This window comes from Massilia sp. TWP1-3-3, from assembly GCF_049897805.1.
Classification (GTDB): domain Bacteria; phylum Pseudomonadota; class Gammaproteobacteria; order Burkholderiales; family Burkholderiaceae_D; genus Telluria_A.
In genome coordinates, this window is sequence record NZ_JAFCWX010000041.1 from 12,407 (window position 1) to 36,261 (window position 23,855).

Genomic DNA, 23,855 nt, shown 5'->3' on the forward strand with positions numbered 1-23,855 from the left:
ATTACCGCTGCATCGACTCCCACACCTTCTGCAAGCGCTTGCCCGACACCGGCATCGGCGTTCTGAGCTCCTGCGCAAACAAGGAGACGCGCAACTCTTCCAGCATCCACCTGAACTCCACCATCTTCGGATCGGTATTCTTGCCCGCCATGCGTTCGCGCGCAGCGCGCATGAAATGGCTGGCCGACTGCGTCCACTCCGCCATCAGCTTGGCGTCGCGCGCCGGGTCGCCGCGCAGCTTTTCGATGCGGACATTGATCGCCTTCAGGTAGCGCGGGAAATGCGCGATCTGTGCATACTCGTTATCGAGCAAGAAGCGCTTGTTCACCAAGCCCTGCAACTGCGCCTGCATGTCCGCCGCCGCTTGCAAATTGACGCCCTGCAGCTTCTTGGGCAAGCCATGGAACTCGGTCAGCACCTGCCCCACCAAGCGCGCAATCTCGTTCACCAGCAAGGTCAAGCGCGCCTTGCCCTCGTCCTTGCGCTGATTGAACGAAGCCGCGTCCGTCGGCAGCGGGTCTTGCAGGCAGGCGATATCGATCGCCTTCTGGATGATCTGGTCGCGCAGCTCTTCTTGCGAACCCATCGCCATGAACTGCATGCCCATCTGCTGCAAACCCGGAATATTTTTCTCGACGAACTTGAGCTGCTCCTTGAACTGCAGCGCAAACAGGCGCCGCAAGCCCACCCGGTGCGTGCGCGCGGCCACCGTCGGGTCGTCGAATACTTCCAGGTCGCAATGGGACCCCTTGTCGACCAGCGCCGGAAAACCAATCAAGGTCAGCTTGCCCTGCACGATTTCGAGCAGCTCCGGCAGTTCGCCGAAGGTCCAGCCGGTCAGGCCGATATGCTGGCTGACGTTGGGCGCGGTGACCGGCGCCGCGCTGGCCGCCGACGCCTTGCCCCGGCTTGCGGCAGGCACCGTATTGGCCGGCACCGAGACCTCGGCCAGCTTTTGAAAACTCTCGCGCGCCTGGCCGCCAAATTCGGCCTGCAGCGTGGCCAGGTTGCGGCCCATGTCGAGCTGGCGGCCGTGCTCGTCGATGACCTTGAAGTTCATGAAGTGGTGCGCCGGCAGCGTTTCGGCCTTGAAGTCGGTGGTCAGCACCGTCAGGCTGGTCTGGGCGCGGATGTCGGCGATGATCGCGTCGATCAAGTCGCCGCGCCCGAACTGGCCCTTCTCGTGCATGCGTTCGCAAAACTTGGCCGCGTAGTCCGGCAGCGGCACGCAATGCCGGCGCAGTTTTTGCGGCAGCGATTTTAATAGCAGGTGCACTTTTTCCTTCAGCATGCCCGGCACCAGCCACTCCACGCGCTCGCGCGGCATCTGGTTGAGCGCAAACAGGGGCACGGCAAGCGTCACGCCATCGCGCAGGCTGCCCGGCTCGAAGTGGTAGGTCAATCCCATTTCGATGCCGGTCACCGACATCAGCTTGGGGAACAGCTCCGTGGTCACGCCGGCCGCTTCGTGCCGCATCAATTCTTCGCGGTTCAAAAACAGCAGTTTGGGCTCGCTGTAGGTCGCGTCCTTGTGCCACTTTTCAAAGCCGGCGCCGTTGACCACGTCGGCCGGGATGAGCTGATCGTAAAAGGCGGCGATCAGCTGGTCGTCCACCAGCACGTCGAGCCGGCGCGACTTGTGCTCAAGGTTTTCAATTTCCTTGACCAGCTTGTGGTTGTGCGCAAAAAACGGCGCGCGCGTATTGAAGTCGCCGCCGACTAACGCGTCGCGAATGAAGATCTCGCGCGCCTCCTGCGGATTGAACTGCCCGTAGTTGATGCGGCGTTGGCTGTAGATGACGATGCCGTGCAGCGTAGCGCGCTCGGACGCGGTAACTTGCGAAGCATGCTTTTCCCAGCGCGGCTCGCCCCAGGATTTTTTCAGCAGGTGCGCGCCCACGCGCTCGATCCACTCCGGAGCGATCTGCGCCACGCAGCGCGCGTACAGGCGCGTGGTGTCGACCAGTTCGGCCGCCATGATCCACTTGCCCGGCTTTTTGAGCAGCGAACTGCCCGGCCAAATGTGAAAGCGAATGCCGCGTGCGCCCAGGTAGCCGGCGCCCGGTTCGTCGTCGGCCTTGAAGCCAATGTTCCCCAGCAGGCCCGTGAGGAGCGCCGTATGCAGGTTTTCGTAGGTGGCCGGCAGCTCGTTCATGCGCCAGCCCTGCTCCTTGACGATGGTGAGCAACTGCGAATGCACGTCGCGCCACTCGCGCAATCGCACTTGGTTCAGGAAATTGGTGCGGCAGGTTTCCTGCAGCTGGCGGTTGGTTTTCTTGTGGCCGATGGCGTCTTCAAACCAGCGCCAGATCTTGATATAGGTGAGGAATTCGGATTTTTCGTCGGCGAATTTTTTATGCGCCTCGTCGGCCGCCTGTTGATGCTCCATGGGCCGGTCGCGCGGGTCTTGCACCGACAGTGCGGAAGCCACGATCAGCATCTCGGTCAGGCAGGCATTGTCCAGCGCGGCCAAAATCATGCGGCCCACGCGCGGGTCGAGCGGCAGTTTGGCCAGCTTGTGGCCGAGCGGCGTCAGGTCATTGTTGTCGTCGACCGCGCCCACTTCCTGCAGCAGCTGGTAGCCGTCGGCGATCGCGCGGCCCTGCGGCGGCTCGATGAAGGGGAAGGTCTCCACGTCCGTCAGGTGCAGGGACTTCATGCGCAAGATGACGGCCGCCAGCGACGAGCGCAAAATTTCGGGCTCGGTAAATTTGGGGCGCTGGTTGAAGTCGTCTTCTTCATACAGGCGGATGCACACGCCGTCGGCCACGCGTCCGCAGCGCCCGGCGCGCTGGTTGGCGGCCGACTGGGCGATGGGTTCGACCTGCAGCTGCTCGACCTTGTTGCGGAAACTGTAGCGCTTCACGCGCGCCAGGCCCGCGTCGACCACGTAGCGGATGCCCGGCACCGTCAGCGAGGTTTCGGCCACGTTGGTGGCCAGCACCACGCGGCGCGCATTGCTGATCTTGAAGACGCGCTCCTGCTCTTCGACCGACAGGCGGGCGAACAGCGGCAAAATTTCCACATGCGGCGGATGGTGCTTGCGCAGCGCTTCGGCGCAGTCGCGAATTTCGCGCTCGCCCGGCAAAAACACCAGCACGTCGCCGGAACCGAGGCGGCACAATTCGTCCACGCCCTCGACCACGGCGTCCATCAGGTCGCGCTTGTCGCGCGCGGCCTGGGCCTTGGGCATGGGTTTGCCGCTGTCCGGCGCGCCGGTGGCAACCGGATCGCGGTCCACCGGGCGGTAGCGCACTTCCACCTTGTACAGGCGGCCCGATACTTCGATCACGGGCGCCAGCTTGCCGTTGTGGGCGAAGTGGCGCGCGAAGCGGTCGGCGTCGATGGTGGCCGAGGTGATGATTACTTTCAGGTCGGGCCGGCGCGGCAGCAGCTGCTTGAGGTAGCCGAGCAAAAAGTCGATGTTCAGGCTGCGCTCGTGCGCTTCATCGATGATGATGGTGTCGTAGTTGCGCAGCATCGGATCGGTCTGCGTTTCGGCCAGCAGGATACCGTCGGTCATCAGCTTGACCGAGGCGCCCGGTTTGAGCGTGTCGGTAAAGCGCACCTTGAAGCCCACGTGTTCGCCCAGCGGCGAACCGAGTTCCTGGGCGATGCGCTTGGCCGTCGACGAGGCGGCGATGCGGCGCGGCTGGGTGTGGCCGATCAGCGCTTTTTGTCCCCGCCCCAGCTCCAGGCAGATCTTGGGTAGCTGGGTGGTCTTGCCCGAGCCGGTTTCGCCCGAGACGATGATGACCTGGTTTTCCAGGATTGCGCGGGCGATGTCGGCGCGCCTGCCCGAAACGGGCAAGTCTTCGGGGAAGGTGATCGGGGGCAGCGGGGTGCGGAACACTTCGCGCGGGGGGCGGTCCGATCGCGCGGGGCATACGGGCGGCTGGCCTGGGGATTCCGGGTCCACGCCGCGCGGGAGGCGTGCACTGGCACCGTTTTGAGCGGCAGGCGCAGCCTGGCCGCTTGCCGGGGGCGCCGAGCCCGAAGCGAAATCCGCCCTACCCTCTGCGGGCGGGCGTGGCGGGCGTGGCGGCCTTGGGCCGGTTGCCTGGGCGTCGCGTGGCGAACGGGGGGTGGCTGGCTGGGCGTCGCGTGGCGGCCTTTGCCCGGCTGGCTGGGCGTCGCGTGGCGGCCTTTGCCCGGTTGGCTGGGCGTCGCGTGGCGACCTTGGGCCGGTCGGCTGGGCGTCGCGGCGCGGCCTTGGCTTGCCCTGCCGGTGGCCGTCGCCCTCCACTTTTGGCGGCGCAGCGGGGACGGACGGCTTCTTGCTCTGTTCTGACATTGTTTTTTACACGTATTTGGTGCGCAAGTCGCGCAGCGAATTATAATGCGGCAAATGGAAACCTTTAACCAATTCGTCCAATGGCTGCGCTCAGTCGCGCCCTACATCCACGCCTTCCGTGGCAAGACCTTCGTGATCGCCTTTCCGGGTGAACTCGTAACAGCCGGCGCCCTGCCCGTGCTGGCCCAGGATTTGTCGCTGCTCGTGGCCCTCGGCATCCGCGTGGTCGTGGTGCACGGCTCGCGGCCCCAGGTGGCCGAACAGCTCGCGCTGCGAAACGTCGAAGGGCGCTTTCATAACGGTGTGCGCATCACCGACACCGCGGCGCTCGAATGCGCCAAGGAAGCGGCCGGCGAACTGCGCCTCGATATCGAAGCGGCCTTCAGCCAGGGCTTGCCGAATACGCCGATGGCGCATGCCGCCATCCGCATCATCTCAGGTAACTTCGTCACTGCGCGCCCGCTAGGGGTGATCGACGGCGTCGATCTGGAACTGACCGGTATGACGCGCAAGATCGCCGCCGAGACCATCCACGCGATCCTGGCCACCGACAGCGTGGTGCTGCTCTCGCCGCTCGGTTTCTCGCCCACCGGCGAAGTGTTCAACCTGACCATGGAAGACGTGGCCGTGTCGGCCGCGATCGCGCTGCACGCCGATAAAATTGTCTTCATCACCGAAACGCCGATGATGATGGACCAGGCGGGCGTCGAAATTCGCGAGCTGTCGTCGCACCAGGCCGAAGCCGTGCTCAATGCCGACTTTTTGCCGTCCGACTCCGCCTTTTACCTGCAGCATGCGATCAAGGCTTGCAACAGCGGCGTGCCGCGCGCGCATATTCTGCCCTATGAAATGGACGGCTCGGCGCTGCTCGAACTGTTCACCCACGACGGCGTGGGCACCATGATCAGCCACGAAAATCTGGAGTCGCTGCGCATGGCCACCATTGAGGACGTGGGCGGTATCATCAAGCTGATCGAGCCGCTGGAAGCGGACGGCACGCTGGTCAAGCGCGGGCGTGAACTGATCGAGCGCGAAATCGACAATTTCTCGGTCATCGAGCACGATGGCGTGATTTTCGGTTGCGCCGCGCTGTATCCGTTCCCGGCCGAGAAGATGGCGGAGATGGCCTGCCTGACGGTCAATCCCGAAGTGCAGACCCAGGGCGACGGCGAGCGTATTCTCAAGCACGTCGAGAACCGGGCGCGCGCGGCCGGCATCAAGCAGCTGTTCGTACTGACCACCCGCACCTCGCACTGGTTCAAGAAGCGCGGTTTTATTCCCGCCACGGTGGACGCGCTGCCGAAGGACCGCCAGCACATGTATAACTGGCAGCGCAAATCCCAGGTCTTGATCAAACCTTTATAATGCGTGTTTCACTTACCAAGCATTAGGAGCAGAGATGGCGCGCACAGTTCATTGCATCAAACTGAACAAGGAAGCCGAAGGGCTCGACTTCGCCCCTTATCCGGGCGAACTGGGCAAGCGGATCTGGGAATCCGTGTCCAAGGAAGCGTGGGCTGCGTGGCTCAAGCACCAGACCATGCTGGTCAACGAAAATCGCCTCAACCTGGCCGACCAGCGCGCCCGCAAGTACCTGGCCACGCAGATGGAAAAGCATTTCTTCGGCGAAGGGGCCGATGCGGCGATGGGTTACGTTCCGCCGGCGGACTGAGTCAGCTGCACTGTTGAGGGTGTGGCAGCGCCTTATCCACTGCAAGAGGGTTTGGCGAGCGTGTAGGTCGGAAAAGGGCAACGCCCGCATTCCGACAAGCGCCATCGACGGCTCATGTCGGAATGCGGGCGATGCCCTTTTCCGACCTACAGTGTAGAGGCTGTTGCGAAGGCCGAGACCTTGCTGCACACCTCATAAAAAATGCCGTTCAGCACTTGGCTGAACGGCATTTTTCATGTCCGGCTGCAAAGCCGGCAAGCTCTTAATAACTCTTGCCGCGCAAGGCCTGGAACAGTTTCTTGGCGCTCACATCCGCAAGAAAATCCATGCCCGAAAACGCCGTCGTGCTCTCCTGCACGCTGACCGACTGTCGCCCGAACGCCGCATTCAATCCCACCGTATTTTTCATCGGGAAAATGTGCTTGTTAAACTCAACAACCGACACGATGGTCGTCGCAGCTCCCGAGACCGACATGCCGTAACGGCCCGCCTCGGCGGCATAGGCCCCGCGCAGCGCGGCGGCGAAATTGGCGTTCGGCACGCAACGGCCGCAGCGCCAGTCCAGCACCAGGGCCGGCACTTCCGAACGGCGCAACTCCTGGCGCACGCCGTGGGCGGCGTCAACCGTCATCGCGCCATAGCCGCCCGCCGGGGTTGCCGAGACAATCCGGCACTGGCGCAGCTCGCACTTGGCCATGAAGACCTGGCCGCTGTCGCAGCGCATCCGATACAGTTCGACCGGGCCTTGCGGCGTCATCAGGCCCGCGCCCTGACCGCCCACGCAACCGACCGCCTGCCCCAGCTTTTCCACCGTGACGGTGGAGACGCCGGCGCGAAACGGCAAGCGCTCCGTGGCCGGACGCTCGCCCTGGACCATGACCGAGGCCGGCGTCGAGGCCGGCGCGGTGACCAGCGTGACGTTCGAATCGGCCGCCACCTGCACCACCGTGGCCGATGCCGGCACCCAGACCGCCTTGGGCTTGACCGGCTCGCTCGAGGCAAAAGCACTCAGTGAGGCTGCGCACGACAACAATACGAACAATCGCTTCATGGTTTTCCCTGTCGTTGAACTGCTAATAATGAACTTTTTTATGCGAACGTCAGCGTCTTAACGCCTTCACTCGTTCCCAGCAGGCAGACGTCGGCACCGCGGCGGGCAAACAGGCCAACGGCGATCACGCCCACGATCTGGTTGATCTGCTGCTCCAGCGCCACCGGGTCGGCAATTTGCAAGCCGGCCACGTCGATGATTTCACCGCCGTTGTCGGTCACGAATGCCTGGTCGGTGCCGCTTTGCAAGCGCAGGCGCGGCTGGCCGCCGAGCGCGGCGAGCTGGCGCATCACGGCCGCGCGCGCCATCGGCAGCACTTCGACCGGCAGCGCGAACTTGCCCATCACGTCCACCAGCTTGGAGCCGTCGGCAATGCACACAAAACGGCGCGATACCGAGGCGACAATCTTTTCACGCGTGAGCGCCGCGCCCCCGCCCTTGATCATGGCGCCGGTGGCGGTGATTTCGTCGGCGCCGTCGATGTACACGGCGATATCGGTGACGTCATTGAGGTCGAACACGGCAATGCCATGCCCGCGCAGGCGCGCCGCAGTCGCTTCGGACGAGGCCACGGTACCCTTGATGCGGTGCTTGATGCGCGCCAGTTCGTCTATGAAAAAATTGGCGGTCGAACCAGTGCCCACGCCGATGATCTCGCCATCGACCACGTAATCGATGGCGGCGCGCGCCACTTCCTGCTTAAGTTCGTTTTGAGTCATGATCTGGAAAAATGTGGTAATTCACCATTTTAGCGGATAGAACAAGGGGAAATGACAATCGCCCGTTAAATTTTGCACAATGGTAACAATTGGGACGGAAAAGGTGTCGCATTTGCGTAAACGCTGCAATAAACTATGCGAAAATGGACGATGCATAACGGATTTCAGGAACGCGTAAATGAATGACACAACAACGGTGCTGGTAGTGGACGACAGCCGGGTTTCACGGATGATGGCGCGCCAGTTCATCCTCAGCGCAAAACCGCTGTGGACGGTGGAAGAAGCGGGCACCGGCGAAGAAGCCATCGCGCGCGTTGCGACGCTCTCGCCTGCGCTGATCCTGATTGACGTCAACATGCCCGGCATCGGCGGCGTCGCCGCGGCAGCACAGCTGCGCGCGCTCTGCCCGCAAGCCCACATCTCGCTGGTCACGGCGAACGTCCAGAACGCCACGCGCAACCGTGCAGGCGAGCTGGGCATTGGCTTCATGGAAAAACCGATCACCGAGGCGCGCATCCACGCCCTGATCAAGGCCATCAGCACCGACTAGCCATGCTCAACCTCAGCGAACTGCAGCATGATGCACTGGTCGAGATCTTCAACATCGGCGTGGGCCATGCCGCCAGGTCGATGAGCGAGATCGTCAATGAGCCGGTGACGATGTCGGTGCCGTCGATTTCCTTTCTGAATCGCGCCGGCGCGGCCGCCATGCTGCGCAACAAGGATTCCAAGCGCGTGTGCGGCGTCAGCCAGCACTACGACGGCGCGTTTTCCACCGACGCCATCTTGATGTTCCCCGAGGATAAAAGCCTGGACATCGTGCGCCTGATGGTCGGCGAATCCGTGCCGCTCAAGGAACTGACGGAGATGGAACAGGAGGCGATGAGCGAAATTGGCAACATCATCCTCAATTCCTGCGTCGGCACGCTGGCGAATATTTTTTGCCAGGAACTGCGCGGCTCGCTGCCCGCATACCACGTGGGCACCAGCGAGGAAATCCTGGCTGCCTCCGGCGGCGACGCCGACACCGTGGTGCTGATGCTGCACATTGACTTCATCCTCGAAACCCACCAGATCCACGGTTATGTCGCCTTCATCCTCGACCTGACCGCCCTGCACGACTTGCAGGAACAGGTCGACCGCTACCTTGCCAATGCAATGGGTGCGGCTTGACATGCTGACCGCCGACAGCGACCGCCTGAGCGTGCTTGAAAGCGTGCTGCACGCGATGAACGTGGGCGCTATCGTGCTCGACAACGCTTGCCGCGTGCTGGTCTGGAACAGCTGGATGGTGCGCCACGCGGGCCACGCGGCAGCGGCCGTCATGGGCCAGGATTTCTTCGCGCTGTTTCCCGAACTGCAAGGCAAGCGGATCGAAGGTGCCGTGCGCCAGGCGCTGCGCGACAATTTTCCGTCGGTGTTGTCGCAAACGCTGCACAAGGCGCCGTTCAGCTTGTATACCAGTGCCGCCACCCGTGTCAGTGGCGAGCTGATGCAGCAGGCGGTGGCCGTCACGCCGCTCAGCGTGCCGGGCGCGGCGCGCCTGTGCCTGATTCAGATCACCGATGTCAGCGTGGCGGTGGCGCGCGAGCGGCTGCTGCGCGACCAGGCGCTCGAATTGCGCTCGCAAACGTTTTCGGACGGGCTGACCGGGATTGCCAACCGGCGTCACTTCGATGTGGCCATCGAAAAGGAAGTGCGGCGCGCCAAGCGTTCCGGCACGCCACTGTCGCTGTTGATGATCGACATCGACTACTTCAAAGCCTACAACGACCATTACGGTCATCAGCAGGGCGACGATTGCCTGATCAAGGTAGCCGGCGCGCTGGCGCAAATGCTGCAGCGCCCGGCCGACCTGATCGCGCGCTATGGGGGCGAAGAGTTCGCCGTGATTCTGCCCGAGATGGATGGCGAGCAAAGCGCGCGCATGGCTGAAGCGATGCGCCAGAAGATTGTCGGCATGCAGCTGCCGCACGCCAAATCGGAGCATGGCGAGCACGTGACGGTCAGCATCGGCGTGGCCACGCATCGCGGCGAAACGGGCGACATCGCCTACCTGGTCGGCGCCGCCGACCGCGCCCTGTATGCGGCCAAGCACGCCGGGCGCAACCGGGTTGGGCTGCACGTGGTGGAAGTGGCCGCGGCCCAGGCGTGCGCCAGCCAGGCCTAAGGGTCAAGGTTTAGGGGTCAAGGTTTACGGGTCAAGGTTTACGGGTCAAGGTTTACGGGTCCAGGTTTAGGGGGCAAGGCCTGAACGTCAAGCCTTGGACGTCAAGGCTGCGGCGAATGCGCCTGCTTCAACCGGCGCAGCACAAAGGTCAAGCGGCTGTGGCGCAAGCCCGGCAAGGTGTACAACTTGCGCCGCAAGAACTCTTCATAACCTGCCGTGCCCGCCACCGCCACCTTGATCAGGTAATCGTACTCGCCCGTCAGCAGGTAAGCTTCCAGCACTTCCGGCATGTCCGCCAGCGCCTGTCCAAAGCGCTCGAAGGTGTCGTCATCATGGCGGTCGAGCGTGACTTCGATCATCACCGTATCGGGCACGCCGAGCGCCTTCTGGTTCAGCAGCACGGTGTAGCCTTCGATCACGCCCTGCTCTTCCATCTGCCGCACCCGGTTCCAGCAGGGCGAGGCCGACAGGCCAACCTGCTCGGCCAGATGCGCATTTGACATGCGGCCGTCGCGCCGTAGCTCGCGCAATATCTTGCGGTCTATCTCGTCCAGTTCAGAAGCGGCATTCATGTTTTTCACCTCGATAGAAGAATCTTCTTTATTTTACGCTGAACACGAAAGACTATTCTAATTTACAGCCATTTTTGCAGTCGTTTGAAAGCCTATTCTTGCCGCCACGCGCTATTCTTTTGGCATGACCTGCGCCCATCGCCCCCTCACTTTTTCAATCGATAACGCGCGTACGCTCGACACGCTCGAAGCCATCTTGGCGATTGCCCGCCGCGGCGGCTTGCGCCTGTCCAGCCTGCAACTGCAGGCGGGCCAGACAGACGACTTCGTCAGGATGGAATTGCTTGCCGACGAGGCCGACCTGCTCGCGCTGTTCGATGCCCGACTGCACAACGTGATCGGTGTCCATGCCATCACCTCCCCGGCGCGGGTTGTCGGATCCTTTTACAGTGACGAGCGATGGCGAAGAAGGCGCGCGCCAAGTGCCTGATAGTGCGTGCCATTCGCAATAGGTATGAAATTGCAGTCCACGGCCTACCTACACCATCTAACGGACTCGCCATGTCTACTTTCACTACGGCCATGACGACCGGCCTCGCCGGGGCCGCCCTGTGCACCAGCATCTGTGCCCACGCGGCCTTGATCGATTACACCAGCCGCGCCGCTTTCGATGCCGCTACTACCGAGCGCAGCCTCGAGCCGAACGCGGCGCCGCCCAACGGCTTCGCGTTTTTGGGAGGACGCGAATTGAACGGCATCGGGTATCCCGACGACGCCTACGCGGTCAATCCCGGCTATGCACCGGCGCTTTACGCATGGGGCAGCGGCGCGGTGCTGTTGTTGGCCAGACAGTCGCGCCTGGCATTCGCGCCCGTGACCGAGTTTGCCGCCGATTTCGGCAGCTTGCCCGCAGGCGAGAGCATCACCGTCACTATCGCTGGCATTGCCACCACGATCGACACGCCACGGCAGCGCCAGCTGACCTTTCGCGGCGGGACTTCCAGCACGCCGTTCTCCAGCGTGGCCTTTTCGACCAGCGCCCAGTTCCTTATCCTCGACAACGTCACACGTGCCCAAGCCCAGGCCGTGCCCCCGCCGCCCACCAGCGTGCCAGAACCTGCGTCCGTGGCGCTGATCGGCCTCGGCTTGCTGGGCCTGGCAAGGCGGCGCCAGGCCGGGCAATAGTATGCATGTTGCAATATTCGGGAAAATACCGGACACTCCCGAGCATTGCACATCCATTCACTCTCGAATACTCCACCATGCTCAAACTCAGTTGCCTCGCCGCTGTCTCACTTCTGCTGACGGCGCAATCTGCCAGCGCCAACGAGTATGCGGCGCTGATCACGGCAAAAAAATATCCGGAAGCCGAGCGCGCCGCCAGCGCCAAGCTGGCCAAGGAACCGGCGAATGCCGAAGCGCTGGTGGGCAAGATCGACGCCATCATGGCGGTGGGCACGGAAAGCCGGATCGGCGAAGCGGTCAAGCTGGCGCAGCAATGCGTCGCCGCCAACCCGGCTGCGGCGCCCTGCCACCTGGCGCTGGGCAAGTCCTTGGGCTGGAAAGCCATGACCGGCGGCGTAATGTCCGCGCTTAGCTACGCGGGCGACATGCGCGACGCGCTCAAGAAAGCGGTCGAACTCGATCCCAACAACATGGACGCGCGTTTCACGCTGCTGCAGTTCTACATGATGGCCCCGGGCATTATGGGCGGCGGCACGGGCAAGGCGGAAACCCTGGCCGGGCAAACCGCGGCGCTCAATGCCGATGCAGGCAAGACCATGACGGGCTTGCTCGACGCAGCGGCTGACCGTTTGCCGAAGGCGGAAGCGCTGGCCATGACGCTGCGTCCCGGCGCGAATGCCGATCTGAATGACGCTCAGGAATCGCTGCTGGTCAATATCGGCGCCAAGTATTTGTCAGAGAAAAAATTTCAGGATGCCGAGCGCGTACTGCGCGAAGCGGTCAAGCGTTTTCCGGACGGCGAATCGGCGCCCTTCCTGATCGTGCGGGCGCAGCAGGAACAAGGCAAGCATCGGGAAGCGGTCGCCGGTTTGGAGCTGCAACTGGCCAAGCAGCCGCGCGCGCGTCTGCATTACCGGCTGGGCCAGTCGCTGCAGGCGCTGGGCGAAAAGGCCAAGGCGGCGGGCGCGTTTGAAAAGGCGCTGGCGCTAAGGACCGGCTTGTCCGGCAAGCAGATTTCCGACGCCGAAAAGCAACTGTCCGCCCTGAAGGGCTAAAGCGCGGCGCAACTGGGGCGCTGCCGGGCATTGCCCAGCGCAACATGACGCACCAACAGCGCCCCGTCGCGCTGGGCGACCAGACAAAAGCGCGCCCGGTAATCGCGCGGCGCCGACGCCGGGCGCGGGCCGCGCGCATCGATCGCCACTTCGTACACCTTGCCCGGCTGCAGCGTCGCAGCCGGCGTTTGCGGCAGCACCGGCAAACGCCCGGCGTAGGGAACGCACATCCTGAACGTCACTGGAAACGTGCGCTGGGGCGGCATCACCATCTTCCACACGGGCGTTTTGGCGCCTGCCTCGCTGACCGTGATGGCATGGAAATTGGGCGCGCCGGCGCGCGCCTCCTCCGCTTCTGGAATCGTAAAACAAGGGACGCCCCCATTGCCCTGCCTGACCAGCAGCTCGCCTGCAGGAGCGGCCGCGCACGCCCCGGCGCTGGCAATGGCCAGGATGAACAGGCAGCGTAGCAATTGGCTGGAGGGCATGCGCAGACTCCGTCGAAAGATGCATGTGAAGAACATCAAGCCTACGTAGTTGCCGCACGGCAGTATTGACTCAGCGCAAACGGCGAAGAATGCCTTTGGGCAAGTTTTGACGCCGCCCGGGCTGGATCAGGAAACCGGCAAGTACTTGCTCGAACAAGGGCAGGCTGTGCGCATCGTGCGGCTGGCGCATGGCAGCGGCCGAGCCCAGGTGCTTGAGGACGAAATAATCGGCCAGCAGGTCGCCCTGCGCTTCCATGTTGTAGTCGGCCAGCGTTTTGCCGGGCGCCAGCAGGTAGCGGTACGACAGGCCGATGCGGATGGCGCCCCGGGTGCGCACGGGATAGCCCAGCTGGTGCTGCCAGACGTGCACCATTTCGTGAAGGAACCAATGCTGGTTGGTGACGGACGCCTGCGCGTAGTCGTCGAGGAAGCAGGACGCGTGAAAGTACAGGTGGCCGTTCGGCGTCATCGCGCAGTTCTTCGGCTGGAAGGGCATGTAGCGCCGGGCGTGGATGCGCACACGTGGGTAGTCGATGGCATCGCGAAACAGTAGCGAAGCCATGGCGATTTCGCCTGCGGTGAGGGGGCGCCAGCGATGCGAGTGCAGGCGACGAAAAGGTAAGGCATCCATCGATTACTTGCGTGAGATTAAGAGGCACGGCAATCCTACTGTAGATTGCTCGAATAAGGTTTTGAGTAACTTCTCGATCGATCAACCGCCCCACAGTCGCCATCCCTAAAAAACGCCGCGACCGTCCGCTATTGCCCCAAACCGGCGTTTGGTCGACTCGTTAAGCCATGGCTCCCAGACACCAGAACATCTGTCAAAAAGGCACTTCTCATCAGCGTTCACCGGCTTGTGAGTTCACCGAGTTTCGTCCTAAAAACCTCGATGGCAAGAAGCTCAAGCAAAGGCCACTGTTCGCACAGCCAACGTTTGCCCTCTGCAGTGGGTTCGACATAGGGGTTAGTTTTTGTCGCGCAGGCCATGCCCTGTCCGATGACTTCATTTTCATCCTCGAGCCCCCCTGCGATCATCGCTTCGATCGGGTGCACAATAAGGGCGCGGGTGAGGTGCGGTCTCATGGCACATCCGGGTGCAATGATTGCAAACGCCTCTTCAACAAAGCACCAGCAACTTGTTGGCCAGAACGTTTCAGTGATCCGTTTCATGAAGTCAGCATCTGATACAGATTCTGGCGTTCCTTGAACATCAGCATAAAAATCAGCGAGTTTAACAAGACACTTTGGGGAGGACCAATTTTCCATATTTGTTACTCATTTCAAAACACTTTAAGCAACAAGGGTGGCGCTGTCAATTTCCGGCATTAAGGCGCCACCCATTTCCGGCGTAATGGCGCCACTTTGACCACCGATTTCAGGGGCTCAAACTGGGTTGCAAGAATGCTCGATTTTGAGCGTTTTGGCAACATCGTTTTTTGACGTAAATGGCGCTTTTCCGGCTGTCAATTTGTGCGAGGTTGGCCACCAGTACTCTGGGGGGGCATCCTGAGGGACGCAAAGGTTGCTGGGAGGTTGTTCCCCAGTGGCTGCCCACGGCAGGTGCGGGGTCTGGGGCAGCGCCCCAGGGTGACCGAAGTCGGGCTTTTGGCAGCAGGCAGACGCCGCCCAAAGTAGAGAGGGGAACTTTGATCCGGGCTTGGCCCGCTACGAAATTCCCCTCGCCGCCTCCTTAACGATATAAACGATTTATATCGTTAATTTTCCATTTATTTTGATGTCGTTTTTCGCTCCTTCTCTACTGGTGGCTTGGACTTATCCGAAGCAGGCGGCAGGGCGCGGTAGCTTTCCCCATCGAGCACCAGCTTGTATGCGCCATGACGCAAGCGGTCCAGCGTGGCCGCGCCGATCATCTTGTTCGCCGCGAAGGCCGCACCCCATTCGTCGAAGTGCAGGTTCGATGTCAGGATCGTGGCCGTTCTCTCATAGCGTTCAGCAATCAGGTCGTGGAAGTCCTCGTCCTCGGGTGGCCGGAGCGGTTTCAGTCCAAAGTCATCGATGATGAGCAGTGCTACCTTGCTGAGGTACTGCATGCGGCGATCGTACGTGCCCATCGCCTGCGCGGTGCGCAGGCTGGCCATCAGCTGGGTTTGGGTAATGAACAGCACGTCACGGTCCTGGCGCGCTGCGGCATGCCCGGTGCCCCAGGGACTGCGCAAGGTGGCTCTTGCCTGTGCCGCAGGGCCCGGCGATGAGCACCGCAACCTTTTCTTCGATGAAACGGCAGGTGGCCAGGTCATGGACTGCGGCGCGGTTCAATCCTGGCAGGCGGTCGAAGTCGAAACCGTCGAGCGTTTTCTGGTTGCGGAAGTTGGCGCGCCGCATGCGCAACGCAAGTTTCTTCTGGTCGCGACGGGCGACCTCGTCATGAATGAGCAGGCTCAGGAATTCGGTGAAGGCCAGCTTGCGGTCGATGGCTTCGCGGTTGCGCGCCTCCAGCGAGTCGAGGATGCCGGACAGGCGCAATTGCTTGAGCAGGGAAGTCAGTTCTGGAATTGGATGCATATTCGTTCTCATTGAAGGATGGTGTTGGTGGCGCGGTAGAAACGGCCGCCTTCGGTGTAGGTGCTGGCCAGCGCGTCGAACGCCGCCAGCAGGTCTTGCTGGTCGAGTCCCTTCTCGAGGATGCGTTTGACGACGTTGAGGCCGAGCGTGCCGTAGTGGTTGGCGCGCGAACAGGCCGCCTCCAACCTGACGGCGCCGTATTTCTTCTGCAGCCCGAGCACGCCTTGGACGGAGCGCATGCGGATCAGTACCTTGTCGCCGAACATCGCATGGACCATGGCTGCGCATGCCGGCCCCACTCGTTCGGCCTCGGCCATGCACCATTTGGTGTCCTTTAGAAGCCAAGCCTGTGCCTCCGGCGGCATGTGGTCGGGCAAGGTCTTGCGCTCGCCCCGGTGCTTCAATCGCACATGGGTGGCGACCGGTTCATGCTCCAGGTATAGCGTCACCATGGTGTCGCTCGCCTTGAGCCAGAGTGCCTTGCCGACCAGCCGGAATGGCACGGAGTAGTAGTTGTAATCGAACTGCACATGGGTGTCGCGGTGTGTTGACGCCAACAAGTTATGTGAGGCGGCCCGAAAAAAACAAACGACGTTCGGCGTCGACGATATTGCCGCCTTCCGCACGCTCTATGACGCAATCGTGCACGCCGGCGAGCAACTCAATCCCGAAGCAATAAAGACCGCCGGGAGGCAAGGGCCCGTCAAACAGTCGGTCGCCTTCAATTTGCTCAAACGCTTCCGGCTCCATGCCGACGCCGTTCTACTGTTCATCACCGACCACGCCGTCCCGTTTACAAACAATCTTGGGGAGCGCGCCGTGCGCATGCCCAAAGTGAAGCAGAAAATATCTGGCTGCTTCCGCACCGTCACGGGCGCCGACAATTTCTGCGTCATCCGCTCATGTCTCGACACGCTACGCAAACAAGGCTATGGAATGCTGGAGGTCTTGCTTCGGGCCTTCACAGACAATCCTATCTAGCTCGCAGCATAGCGGCTGAACAGTCACTTTCTTCCTATGTTCCCATAATAGACTGCCCCGGCAATTCATTCCGCCCGTCTGCTATTTGCCGACTACTGCCGATTGTACTCGACGCTACGACAGCGGCTATAGCGATGGCCCCCGGAACTCCACAGCAGCAACTTTATCGCTGCCTGCACAAAAATACTGTTTATAGTCGAGAACGTTTAAAGGCGATTTCAGACAACATGGTAGCCACCCGCCGGGCCTCTGCAAGTAGCGAAGGGTGATCTTCATGCGTCCGGTTCTCCCCGCACCAATCGCAGCAATCCCAAAGCGTCCCCATCCACCACTCGTTCAACTCCGAGAGGGATGCCGGCTGAGGCAAGTCACTTAGATTGATGTTGAATGTGGAGTCTAAATCTTGTACTAGTCTGCACAACGCGTGAACTGACATTTTGTGAGCAGCGAAATTATCTAACGCCCGCTTCAGCGCATCTTGCGCATAAGGCAGTGCCTCCCAAGACTCCGGGACAAATCTGTTCAGGTGAAACGCTACTTTTGATGTAAGATCCTTCGCCTGACCATCTGATGTACATGTATAGAATTGCCATATGTCCGGATGCGCTTCACCTAAATCAATATTGGCAGCGTCAGCAATGTTGGGCAGCTCTTCCAGCATACCAACTCCACACCAAAACTCGACCGTAATACGGTTTAATTCGTCGCGCCAATTCGTCATGGGTGCCAAAAATCTTTCCATTGTAAAGCCAGATTCTAAATCAGACCCAATGACCACTGTTGGCCGACCTCTGCCGATCGTACTCGACGGCGCTTAAAACAAGTTTATTGACCATCTGCCGCGCCATTGCTGAGCTTTGTACTTATCGAAACCTGTCTCGATTAGCACCCGGGCACTGTAGATTCCATTGATCGCGTTGCTCGTGCGAAGCGCGAAAAGGGAAGGAAATCGCGCTGTTGCAGCCCCGAGGATACCTTCCATTTCTTCACGGGTTCCCCAGAGCCAGACCTCATACACAAGCGGGGCTATCTGGACTTTCAATGGGTCATATTCACCGATCCAGCGGCGCAAGGAGGAACCCGTAGCGGGCGTGCTCGCTGCCTGCCGAAAAACTGCGCAGGCAGCAGGAGCGGTGAAAGTAGATCGCCCCGTTCGGGGTCATCACGCCGTTTTTCGGCTGCAGGCCGAACGGCAGGTAGCGCCGGTTGAAAATACGCACGGCAGCGAAATTGATGGCCGCGCCAAACCGGCGCTGCGCCATCGTGCCCGCCGTCAGCGCGCGAAAGCGCTGCGCTGTGCGGCGCGCACGGGCGCCGTCAAGCCTAGCGCCGCAGTGCCGCCGCCGCGCGCGCCAGTTCGGTGATGCGGGCCCAGTCGCCCGACGCAATCGCATCCTTGGGCGTGAGCCACGAGCCGCCAACGCAGGCCACGTTTTTGCAAGCCAAAAACTGCGGCGCGGTGTCGATCGAAATGCCGCCCGTCGGGCAGAACGTCACGTCAGGCAGCGGACCACCAATGGCGTTGAGCATGCCCACGCCGCCGGCCGGCACCGCCGGGAACAGTTTGAGCTGGCGAAAACCGGCCTCGCGCGCGGCCATTACTTCGGACGGCGTCATCACGCCGGGCAGGAGCGCCAGGCCGCTTTTGCGCGACGCTTCAATCAACGCTGGCGTGAGGCCCGGCGAGACGCCGAACACGGCGCCCGCATCGCGCGCGGCGGCGAATTCTTCGGGCAGGGTGAGCGTGCCCACGCCGAGGATCGCGCCCGGCACTTGCGCCATGTCGCGAATCGCACGCAGACCGTGGGGCGTGCGCAGCGTCACTTCAAGCACGCAAATGCCGCCGGCAACGAGCGCGCGGGCCAGGGGAACGGCGTGCTCCGGATCGTCGATGGCAATCACGGGGATGACGCTCGCCGAGCGCATGATGTCAAGTAAGGTCATAGTCATATTGGGTTCTTGATCAGGGTGTCTTCGTCGGAACCGGGTACGGTGTCGCCAATGTCGGCGGCCTCGTGCAGCGGCAGGGTGGTGTGGATCGGCGATGGCAGCGCGAAGGTGGTGGCGCCCTTCTCCGCTTCGCTGATGGTACTGCGGAACATCGAAAACAGTTCACGCCCCATGCCCACCTGGTTGGGCGAGAGGTCGGTCGTAGCCAGAGAGCGCGCCGCCCACACAGCGGCCGGCACCAGCGCTTCGAGCGTGCCGGCGCCCGCGTCCAGGCGAATGATGTCGCCGTCGCGCACCAGGCCAAGCGGGCCGCCCGCGAGAATTTCAGGCGAGACGTGGATCGCCGCCGGCACCTTGCCCGACGCGCCCGACATGCGCCCGTCGGTGACCAGGGCCACGTGGCGCCCGGCGTCCTGCAGGTTGGCCAGCGCCGGCGTGAGTGCGTGCAGCTCCGGCATGCCGTTGGCGCGCGGGCCCTGGAAGCGCAGCACCGCGACGAAATCGCGATCGAGCTTGCCGGCGCTGTAGGCGTGCATGAAGTCTTCCTGCGAATTGAAGGTCAGCGCGGGCGCTTCGACCACGCGGTGCTCCGGCTTGACGGCCGACACTTTCATCACGGCGCGGCCAAGGTTGCCGGCTACCAGCACCATGCCGCCGTCGGGCGCAAAGGGATTAACCGCCGCGCGCAGCACGTTCTCGTCGGCGCTCTTCTCAGGCACCGGCTTCCAGTACACGCCGGCGCCGTCGCTGAACGGCTCGGCGCAGTGGGCGCGCAAGCCGCGCCCCAAAATGGTGGTGACGTCGTCGTGCAAGAGGCCCGCGTCAAGCAGTTCGCGGATCACGAAGCCCGGGCCGCCGGCGGCCTGAAAGTGGTTGACGTCGGCGTCGCCGTTCGGGTAGATCCGCGTTAGCATCGGGACGATGGCCGACAACTCATTGAAGTCGTCCCAGTCGATGACGATGCCGGCTGCCTTGGCGATTGCCACCAGGTGCAGCGTGTGGTTGGTCGAGCCGCCGGTGGCCAACAGGCCCACCACCGCGTTGACGATGCATTTTTCGTCGACCACATGGCCGACCGGGATGTAGGTGCCGCCCTGCTGGGAAATTTCGACCGCGCGCTTGGCGGCGGCCGCGGTGAGCGCGTCGCGCAGCGGCGTGCCCGGCGTGATGAAGGCGGCGCCCGGCAGGTGCAGGCCCATGATCTCCATCAGCATCTGGTTACTGTTGGCGGTGCCGTAAAAGGTACAGGTGCCGGCGCTGTGATACGAACCGGCTTCGCACTCGAGCAGCTCTTCGCGCGTGGCCTTGCCTTGCGCGTAGAGCTGGCGGATGCGCGCCTTTTCCTTGTTCGAGATCCCGCTGGTCATCGGGCCGGCCGGCACGAACACCGCCGGCAGGTGGCCGAAGTGCAGCGCGCCGATCAGCAGGCCCGGCACAATCTTGTCGCACACGCCCAGGTACAGCGCGGCGTCGAACATATTGTGCGACAGCGCGATGGCGGTGCTCATGGCGATGGCGTCGCGCGAAAACAGCGACAGCTCCATGCCCGGCTGGCCTTGGGTGACGCCGTCGCACATGGCCGGCACGCCGCCGGCGAACTGCGCCACCGCGCCCGCTTCGCGCACCGCATCCTTGATGATGGCCGGGAAGGACTCGAACGGCTGGTGCGCCGAAAGCATGTCGTTATACGACGAGACGATGGCGACCGACGGTTTTTTCAGTTCGCGCAGCTTGAGCTTGTCGTTGGCGGGAAAGGCCGCGAAGCCGTGCGCCAGGTTGGTGCACGACAAGGCGCCGCGCTGCGGGCCTTGCAGGCGGGCGGCGTCAAGATGCGCCAGGTACGCCGCGCGCGACGGCGCGCTGCGTTTGATGATGCGACTGGTGACCGCTTCAACTACGGGATGCAAGGCCATGGCCATTCCTTATGAATTAATTTCATGAAATTTTACTACAAAAACTGCTGGAACCGAACATTTCACACAAACATTGGGTTTTGAGACCCGGGCAGCGATATGGCGGAATGCGCGCTGCGCGCTTTTCCGCCCTACGGTCATAACTGATTGTCGCTATGTCGCGCAATGCGCGCCGCGCCCTTTTACCCCCTTCCGACGTCATCCATTTCCGTAGGGCGGAAAAGGGCCCGACCCGCATTCCGCCACGCGCCGCCCGCGGCCTCAACACCGTTTGTAGTGAATTTACGCAAATTCTTGTATGATTCGATAATCTAAGCACAACCAACCTCCGACCATACTCCCATGCGCCAGATCGCCCTGAGCACGACCGCCAGCTACCAAGCCCTTGAAACGCACGCGCTCGAAGCCGAAGACTGGCTGCTGCGCGACCTGTTCGCCATCGACCCGGCGCGTTTTCCCGCGTTCACGGTCGACGCGGCAGGCCTGTTCCTAGACTATTCAAAAAACCGCCTCGATGCGCGCACGCTTGAACTGCTGGCCGATCTGGCGCGCGAGCGCGGCGTGGAAGACCAGCGCGACGCCATGTTCGCCGGCGAGCGCATCAACCTCTCCGAACACCGCGCCGTGCTGCACACCGCCCTGCGCGCGCCGCGCGAGCCGGCGCTGATGGTCGACGGCCAGGACGTCAGCGCCGACGTGCACGGGGTTCTGGAGCGCATGCGCGTATTCACCGATGCGGTGCGCGCCGGCATCTGGCTCGGCCACAGCGGCAAGCCGATCACCGACATCGTCAACATTGGCATCGGCGGCTCGGACCTGGGCCCCAAAATGGTCTGCCTGGCGCTGCGCCAGTACGCCCACCCGCGCCTGAAACTGCACTTCGTCTCCAACGTCGACGGGCACGACCTCGACGCCGCGCTCGGCAAGGTCCATCCCGAGACCACCTTGTTCATCATCGCCTCCAAGACCTTCACCACCACCGAGACCATGATGAACGCGCAAAGCGCGCGCGCCTGGTTCCTCGAGCGCGCCGGCGCCGATGCGCTGGCCAAGCATTTCGTGGCCGTCTCCACCAATACCGAAGCGATCAAAACGTTCGGCATCGATCCGGCCAATATGTTCCCGTTCTGGGACTGGGTGGGCGGGCGCTATTCGGTCTGGTCGGCGATCGGCCTGTCGGTCATGCTGGCCGTCGGCCACGGCTACTTCAGCGACCTGCTGGCCGGCGCGCACGCGCTGGACCTGCACTTCAAGGAGGCGCCACTGGAAAAGAACATGCCGGTGCTGCTGGCCATGATCGGCTTTTGGAACCGCCAGTTCCTGGGTTGCCCGTCGCTGTCGATCGCGCCCTACCACCAGGACCTGAACCGCTTCCCGGCCTACCTGCAGCAGCTCGACATGGAAAGCAACGGCAAGTGCGTGACCAAGGGCGGCCAGCCGGTCGACACCCTCACCTGCCCGGTCATTTGGGGCGACTGCGGCACCAACGGCCAGCACGCCTACTTCCAGCTGCTGCACCAGGGGACCGACGTCACGCCGATCGACTTCATCGCCGCGCTGCGGCCGGGCCACGAGATGGGCCACCACCATGCGGCGCTGTTGGCCAACTGCTTCGCGCAGTCGGAAGCTTTCATGCGCGGCAAGACCACCGCCGAAGTGAAGCAGGACTTGCAGGGCCAGGGCTTGACGGAGGCGCAAATCACCGATCTGGCGCCGCACAAGACCTTCCCCGGCAACCGACCCAGCAACACCATTCTGATGGAATACCTGACGCCCTACACGCTGGGCGCGCTCATTGCGCTGTATGAACACAAGACGTTTGTGCAAGGCGTGATCTGGGACGTGAACAGCTTCGACCAGTGGGGCGTCGAGCTGGGCAAAGTGCTGGCCAAAAAGATCGAGGCAGAGCTCAACGGCGACGCCCAGCCAGCCCAGCACGACAGCTCCACCAACGGCCTGATTGCCATGGCAAAGGCCGCGGTTTAATATGCCGTACCGGACCCCAATGACCATCGACCAATTTACCGTCGTCCACGCCGACCCCATGCTGGTGGGCGAATGCCCCCTGTGGCACCCCGCAGAACGCAATATCTACTGGGTCGACATCGCCGGCTACAAAGTGCACCGCATCCATCCCCTGACCGGCGAACACCGCGAATGGCGCATGGAAAGCGAACCGGCCGCCATCGCGATCCATTCGCACGGCGGCCTGGTGGTGGCGACCCGCAGCGGCTTCGTGCACCTCGACACCGGCTCGGGCGCAGTATCGCCCATCGCACCGGCGCCTTACGATACGGCCATTGCGCGTTTCAACGACGGCTGCGTCGATGGCGCCGGGCGCTTCTGGGTCGGCACCATCTACGAGCCGCGCGACCAGCCGGCGGCCGAGATGTACTGCCTCGAAAAAGGTGCGCTGACCTTGAAATGGTCGGGCGGGATGACCAACTCCAACGGCTTGGCGTTCGCACCCGAGCAGCATGCCATGTACCACGCCGACACCACCGCCCACCGCGTCGACCGCTACAACTTTGACGCGGAAACGGGAATGGTGTCGCACCGCGAGCCGTTCCATCAGTTTTCGAGCGACAAGGCCAACAACTATGGCGGGCGTCCGGACGGTGCTGCCGTCGACAGCGAAGGCGCTTACTGGTGCGCGATGTTCGAAGGCGGCCGCCTGCTGCGCTTTTCGCCGCAGGGCGAACTGCTGTGCGAGGTCGCGCTGCCGCTGCGCTGCCCGACCATGATCGCCTTTGGCGGCGACGACCTGCGCACGCTGTATGTCACCAGCGCCAGCCATGGCCGCCCGGCCGCGGAGCGCGAACAGTATCCGCTGACAGGGTGCGTGCTGTCGCTGCGACTTGAGGTCGCGGGGCGCGAGGAGCCGATGTATTTACCTTGATTGCCGCGACACGGTTGGGTTGAGGGTCCCGGAACGGATGACATCCCGGCCCTAATCCCACGCTACATTCATCCCTTGCGGGATGTGAGTGGCAATATTGATCAGGTGTTCCTTGAGCGTGGCAATCTGCTCGCTTGGCGCAGCGCGCCCCAGCATCCGCGCAAGCACGGTATGGCTCGAAGTAGCTGCTCTCAAAGGTGAGCCGCAAGACAATGTCTGGCATCGCCGCCCGTCAAGGCTGGAGTAAGGCGAAAATATAGCACCGGAGAAAAATTACTTAATTGTATTTTTTTGTGGCGTTCGTCAGGCGTGGCGCAAACCCAATCCACCCAAGTTAGCGATGGGCGTGCACTTCAGTAAATTATTATCGATTTTTTCACAATAACACTTGACATCACCTTAAAATCGCGGCGCCCAGCATGGATTTTTACTATCCCTGC

The 23,855-nt window shown here is 62.4% G+C and carries 25 protein-coding genes; 10 read left to right on the plus strand and 15 right to left on the minus strand.

The window, feature by feature from the left end:
- Position 1: 1 nt before the first annotated feature.
- Entirely contained in the window at positions 2 to 4,294 is a 4,293-nt protein-coding gene (gene hrpA, locus ACP7D4_RS25370) for an ATP-dependent RNA helicase HrpA (protein ID WP_426212051.1), read from the minus strand.
- 54 nt (positions 4,295 to 4,348) lie between these two features.
- Between hrpA and argA the strand changes: the two genes are divergently transcribed.
- The gene (gene argA / locus ACP7D4_RS25375; RefSeq protein WP_426107528.1) at positions 4,349 to 5,659 is read left to right on the plus strand and encodes an amino-acid N-acetyltransferase; all 1,311 of its coding nucleotides are present in this window, start codon (positions 4,349 to 4,351) and stop codon (positions 5,657 to 5,659) included.
- 34 nt (positions 5,660 to 5,693) lie between these two features.
- Complete coding sequence (locus tag ACP7D4_RS25380) at positions 5,694 to 5,966, plus strand: oxidative damage protection protein (protein ID WP_426107527.1); 273 nt, start codon at positions 5,694 to 5,696, stop codon at positions 5,964 to 5,966.
- 262 nt (positions 5,967 to 6,228) lie between these two features.
- Here ACP7D4_RS25380 and ACP7D4_RS25385 read toward each other — a convergent pair whose 3' ends face one another.
- Positions 6,229 to 7,017, minus strand: a complete 789-nt coding sequence (locus ACP7D4_RS25385) for a hypothetical protein (protein ID WP_426212053.1) — start codon at positions 7,015 to 7,017, stop codon at positions 6,229 to 6,231.
- A 38-nt stretch (positions 7,018 to 7,055) separates the two neighbouring features.
- A complete protein-coding gene (gene rpiA, locus ACP7D4_RS25390) occupies positions 7,056 to 7,736 on the minus strand; it encodes a ribose-5-phosphate isomerase RpiA (RefSeq protein ID WP_426212054.1) in 681 nt (226 codons plus the stop codon).
- Positions 7,737 to 7,914: 178 nt separating this feature from the next.
- On the opposite strand from rpiA, the gene ACP7D4_RS25395 reads away from it, so the two are divergent.
- From ACP7D4_RS25395 to ACP7D4_RS25405, 3 genes are read left to right on the plus strand one after another with little or no spacing between them, the layout of a single operon-like run.
- A complete protein-coding gene (locus tag ACP7D4_RS25395) occupies positions 7,915 to 8,286 on the plus strand; it encodes a response regulator (RefSeq protein ID WP_426107524.1) in 372 nt (123 codons plus the stop codon).
- Between the two features lie 2 nt (positions 8,287 to 8,288).
- Complete coding sequence (locus tag ACP7D4_RS25400; RefSeq protein WP_426107523.1) at positions 8,289 to 8,909, plus strand: chemotaxis protein CheC; 621 nt, start codon at positions 8,289 to 8,291, stop codon at positions 8,907 to 8,909.
- Positions 8,890 to 9,906, plus strand: coding sequence for a diguanylate cyclase domain-containing protein (locus ACP7D4_RS25405; RefSeq protein ID WP_426212081.1), 1,017 nt, complete (start codon positions 8,890 to 8,892; stop codon positions 9,904 to 9,906). Before ACP7D4_RS25400 ends, ACP7D4_RS25405 begins: the two co-directional genes overlap by 20 nt.
- A gap of 101 nt (positions 9,907 to 10,007) precedes the next feature.
- Here the strand turns inward: ACP7D4_RS25405 and ACP7D4_RS25410 are convergent, their stop codons facing one another.
- Both ACP7D4_RS25410 and ACP7D4_RS25415 read right to left on the minus strand, forming a co-directional pair.
- Positions 10,008 to 10,478, minus strand: coding sequence for an Lrp/AsnC family transcriptional regulator (locus ACP7D4_RS25410; RefSeq protein ID WP_426212057.1), 471 nt, complete (start codon positions 10,476 to 10,478; stop codon positions 10,008 to 10,010).
- A gap of 154 nt (positions 10,479 to 10,632) precedes the next feature.
- Positions 10,633 to 10,827: a hypothetical protein gene (locus tag ACP7D4_RS25415; RefSeq protein WP_426107520.1), complete on the minus strand. Its 195-nt coding sequence runs from the start codon at positions 10,825 to 10,827 to the stop codon at positions 10,633 to 10,635.
- A gap of 152 nt (positions 10,828 to 10,979) precedes the next feature.
- Between ACP7D4_RS25415 and ACP7D4_RS25420 the strand changes: the two genes are divergently transcribed.
- Complete coding sequence (locus ACP7D4_RS25420) at positions 10,980 to 11,603, plus strand: PEP-CTERM sorting domain-containing protein (protein WP_426212058.1); 624 nt, start codon at positions 10,980 to 10,982, stop codon at positions 11,601 to 11,603.
- Between the two features lie 77 nt (positions 11,604 to 11,680).
- Positions 11,681 to 12,658, plus strand: coding sequence for a tetratricopeptide repeat protein (locus tag ACP7D4_RS25425; RefSeq protein ID WP_426212060.1), 978 nt, complete (start codon positions 11,681 to 11,683; stop codon positions 12,656 to 12,658).
- On the opposite strand, the gene ACP7D4_RS25430 is transcribed toward ACP7D4_RS25425, so the two are convergent.
- The 6 genes from ACP7D4_RS25430 to ACP7D4_RS25455 form a co-directional block, all read right to left on the minus strand.
- Positions 12,655 to 13,146: a hypothetical protein gene (locus ACP7D4_RS25430; RefSeq protein ID WP_426107517.1), complete on the minus strand. Its 492-nt coding sequence runs from the start codon at positions 13,144 to 13,146 to the stop codon at positions 12,655 to 12,657. The two genes, ACP7D4_RS25425 and ACP7D4_RS25430, sit on opposite strands and share 4 nt — an antisense overlap.
- A 70-nt stretch (positions 13,147 to 13,216) precedes the next feature.
- Positions 13,217 to 13,708, minus strand: a complete 492-nt coding sequence (locus ACP7D4_RS25435; protein WP_426107516.1) for a Rhs element Vgr protein — start codon at positions 13,706 to 13,708, stop codon at positions 13,217 to 13,219.
- A gap of 287 nt (positions 13,709 to 13,995) precedes the next feature.
- Positions 13,996 to 14,415 (minus strand): hypothetical protein, encoded by a 420-nt coding sequence (locus ACP7D4_RS25440; protein WP_426212061.1) that lies wholly within the window; start codon positions 14,413 to 14,415, stop codon positions 13,996 to 13,998.
- 461 nt (positions 14,416 to 14,876) lie between these two features.
- Positions 14,877 to 15,275: an ATP-binding protein gene (locus tag ACP7D4_RS25445; protein WP_426212062.1), complete on the minus strand. Its 399-nt coding sequence runs from the start codon at positions 15,273 to 15,275 to the stop codon at positions 14,877 to 14,879.
- Position 15,276: 1 nt separating this feature from the next.
- Positions 15,277 to 15,672, minus strand: a complete 396-nt coding sequence (locus tag ACP7D4_RS25450) for an ATP-binding protein (RefSeq protein ID WP_426212064.1) — start codon at positions 15,670 to 15,672, stop codon at positions 15,277 to 15,279.
- Between the two features lie 8 nt (positions 15,673 to 15,680).
- A complete protein-coding gene (locus ACP7D4_RS25455) occupies positions 15,681 to 16,229 on the minus strand; it encodes a Mu transposase domain-containing protein (protein WP_426212067.1) in 549 nt (182 codons plus the stop codon).
- On the opposite strand from ACP7D4_RS25455, the gene ACP7D4_RS25460 reads away from it, so the two are divergent.
- Positions 16,207 to 16,653 carry an IS66 family transposase gene (locus ACP7D4_RS25460; protein WP_426212068.1) on the plus strand — a complete coding sequence of 149 codons (447 nt, stop codon included), beginning with the start codon at positions 16,207 to 16,209 and terminating at the stop codon, positions 16,651 to 16,653. The genes ACP7D4_RS25455 and ACP7D4_RS25460 overlap by 23 nt on opposite strands.
- Before the next feature lie 190 nt (positions 16,654 to 16,843).
- On the opposite strand, the gene ACP7D4_RS25465 is transcribed toward ACP7D4_RS25460, so the two are convergent.
- The 4 genes from ACP7D4_RS25465 to edd all read right to left on the minus strand — a co-directional run bounded on the left by ACP7D4_RS25465 (position 16,844) and on the right by edd (position 20,516).
- Positions 16,844 to 17,395: a hypothetical protein gene (locus ACP7D4_RS25465; RefSeq protein WP_426212070.1), complete on the minus strand. Its 552-nt coding sequence runs from the start codon at positions 17,393 to 17,395 to the stop codon at positions 16,844 to 16,846.
- Between the two features lie 310 nt (positions 17,396 to 17,705).
- Positions 17,706 to 17,915 (minus strand): hypothetical protein, encoded by a 210-nt coding sequence (locus ACP7D4_RS25470; protein ID WP_426212071.1) that lies wholly within the window; start codon positions 17,913 to 17,915, stop codon positions 17,706 to 17,708.
- Positions 17,916 to 17,976: 61 nt separating this feature from the next.
- Positions 17,977 to 18,603: a bifunctional 4-hydroxy-2-oxoglutarate aldolase/2-dehydro-3-deoxy-phosphogluconate aldolase gene (gene eda / locus ACP7D4_RS25475; protein ID WP_426104568.1), complete on the minus strand. Its 627-nt coding sequence runs from the start codon at positions 18,601 to 18,603 to the stop codon at positions 17,977 to 17,979.
- Complete coding sequence (gene edd, locus ACP7D4_RS25480; RefSeq protein ID WP_426212073.1) at positions 18,600 to 20,516, minus strand: phosphogluconate dehydratase; 1,917 nt, start codon at positions 20,514 to 20,516, stop codon at positions 18,600 to 18,602. Before edd ends, eda begins: the two co-directional genes overlap by 4 nt.
- Positions 20,517 to 20,858: 342 nt before the next feature.
- Here edd and pgi point away from each other — a divergent pair, with 342 nt between their 5' ends.
- Together pgi and ACP7D4_RS25490 are read left to right on the plus strand one after the other, a co-directional pair.
- Positions 20,859 to 22,502, plus strand: a complete 1,644-nt coding sequence (gene pgi / locus ACP7D4_RS25485; RefSeq protein ID WP_426212076.1) for a glucose-6-phosphate isomerase — start codon at positions 20,859 to 20,861, stop codon at positions 22,500 to 22,502.
- A 19-nt stretch (positions 22,503 to 22,521) separates the two neighbouring features.
- Positions 22,522 to 23,415, plus strand: coding sequence for an SMP-30/gluconolactonase/LRE family protein (locus ACP7D4_RS25490; RefSeq protein ID WP_426212078.1), 894 nt, complete (start codon positions 22,522 to 22,524; stop codon positions 23,413 to 23,415).
- Positions 23,416 to 23,855: the final 440 nt, after the last annotated feature.